Source organism: Kitasatospora sp. NPDC059747, assembly GCF_042732955.1.
Lineage (GTDB): Bacteria > Actinomycetota > Actinomycetes > Streptomycetales > Streptomycetaceae > Kitasatospora.
Map to the genome: position 1 here is coordinate 1 of NZ_JBHWGV010000072.1, position 1713 is coordinate 1713.

At 70.0% G+C, this 1713-nt stretch carries 2 protein-coding genes; one reads left to right on the top strand and one right to left on the bottom strand.

Annotated features, from left to right (window positions below):
• Nucleotides 1-110 precede the first annotated feature (110 nt).
• On the bottom strand, nt 111-1085 hold the full coding sequence (locus tag ACFV4G_RS27745) for a helix-turn-helix domain-containing protein (protein ID WP_380444827.1): 975 nt from the start codon (nt 1083-1085) through the stop codon (nt 111-113).
• Nucleotides 1086-1213: 128 nt separating this feature from the next.
• Between ACFV4G_RS27745 and ACFV4G_RS27750 the strand changes: the two genes are divergently transcribed.
• Nucleotides 1214-1564, top strand: coding sequence for a hypothetical protein (locus ACFV4G_RS27750; protein ID WP_380444828.1), 351 nt, complete (start codon nt 1214-1216; stop codon nt 1562-1564).
• The last annotated feature ends 149 nt before the right edge of the window (nt 1565-1713 follow it).

A 1713-nucleotide genomic window follows, 5' to 3' on the forward strand; every position in this document is an offset into this window, starting at 1 on the left:
TACACCTACTCCGACGACGGGACCGTATCCTGACGCCCACCTCATCGTCCGCGCCACCGACCCTTGCCGGGGCGGGCCCCGAAGGCCCGCCCCGGCAAGGGCTTCGCTCCTCACCGCAACCGGCCCGCCGGATCCCCCACTGCCTCGTAGTACACCTCCCGCGACCGCCGGGTCCGCCGCACGAGCCCGCCCCGGTGGAGCGCCTGCAGGTGGTACGAAACCGTGCTCGGGCTGAGGCCGACGCGCGAGGCCACGTCGGCCGTCGTCCGAGCCCGCGTCAGCTCCGCCAGGATCGACGAGCGCGATCCGCCCAGCCGCTCCCCGGCCTCCCGCGCCAGGCCGAGCGCCGGGTAGACCACGACGGGCGTCCGTCTCCCCGCCGCAGGGTCGAAGGACAGCATCAGCCCCGGCGGAAAGGCGCCCGGCACGAAGATGACGCCCGGCCCGGTGATCCGCAGCCCCGGCTGCCGGTCCGGACGGCCGGGCCGTCGCACGGACAACGTCCCGTCGTGCCAGCCCACTTCGGGGTGCAGACCGGCGACCATCCCGCCCAGCCCGAGCCCCGCCGTGAGCTCCCCCCGACGGGCGATGTCGTGCTCCAGCCGCGCGGAGAGCCCCGCCCAGTGAGGCCCGAGGACACCTGACCAGAACGCGCCCAACTCCCCCGCCAGCCGCTCCGCGAAGCCGTCCTCCCCGCGGTCCAGCGCGTCCAGCACGAGGGCGCGCGGCCTGCGGGCCGGAATCCCGAGGTCCGCGAGCCCGGACAGCACCAGTCCCATCTCCGCCCGGACCCGCTCGACCGGCGCGGTGGCCACCAGGTGCAACTCGTCCTCGACGGCCGACCGGTAGGCCGCCGGCTCCGGCGTCAGGAAGTCGGGCGTGTAGCCGTCCGCACTGATCGCCAGCGCGGCGAGCAACCCCAGCCGCCGCCCGACGATGACGTCCCGCGCCCGCAGCCGCCACTCGTACGGCACCGCGCGAGGCTGCCGCCCGAGGGCGAAGAGCAGGTGCATGGCCTGGTAGAGCGGCGACACGGCGAAACGCGTGCGCGCCACCGCGGCCGCCGAGAGTTCGATCCGGATCACGTGATTCCCCCTTTTACGCGTGATCGTCTTCGAATTGTTTCGAATGATTCGACCGGCGATCCGTCATCCGATTTCCTGGTCCCACGGGCGAAACGACCGCCCACCGAAACTCGGGAAAGGAACGCTCAATGAAGCGTCTGAAGGCCGTACTCGGCACCGGCGCGGCCGCCCTCGCCGCCACCGCCTCCCTGCTCGCCGGCGCGGGCACAGCCCACGCCGACACCATCAACGGCTGCGCGGACGGGTACGTCTGCATCTACGCCAACGACGGCACGATCACCAACCGGTACTACAACTACGGGACGTACAACCTCTCCAACCAGTACGGCTACAAGTGGATCCTCAACAACCAGACCGGTGGCGCCAAGGTGTCGTTCTGCACCGGCTACAACGGCGTCGACTGCGGCCCCGCCTACACCGCCGTCTCCTGGCTCTACATCAACCTCACCCCCATCAACTCGATCGTCATCGCCGCATAGCACAAAAGCGGCCACGATATCGAGTTCGATGACGAATCAAGAATCATCGAAACCGGCCGCGCCGGTTATCGCGCCCCCCCCGGCCTGGAAACGGCGGCCCGCGGAGATATAACGCAAAAAAACGAACCCGTAACAAAACGAAAACAAAC

Coding starts and splice junctions, on each gene's coding strand:
- ACFV4G_RS27750 (WP_380444828.1), top strand. CDS start 1,214: ATGAAGCGTCTGAAGGCCGTACTCGGCACCGGCGCGGCCGCCCTCGCC.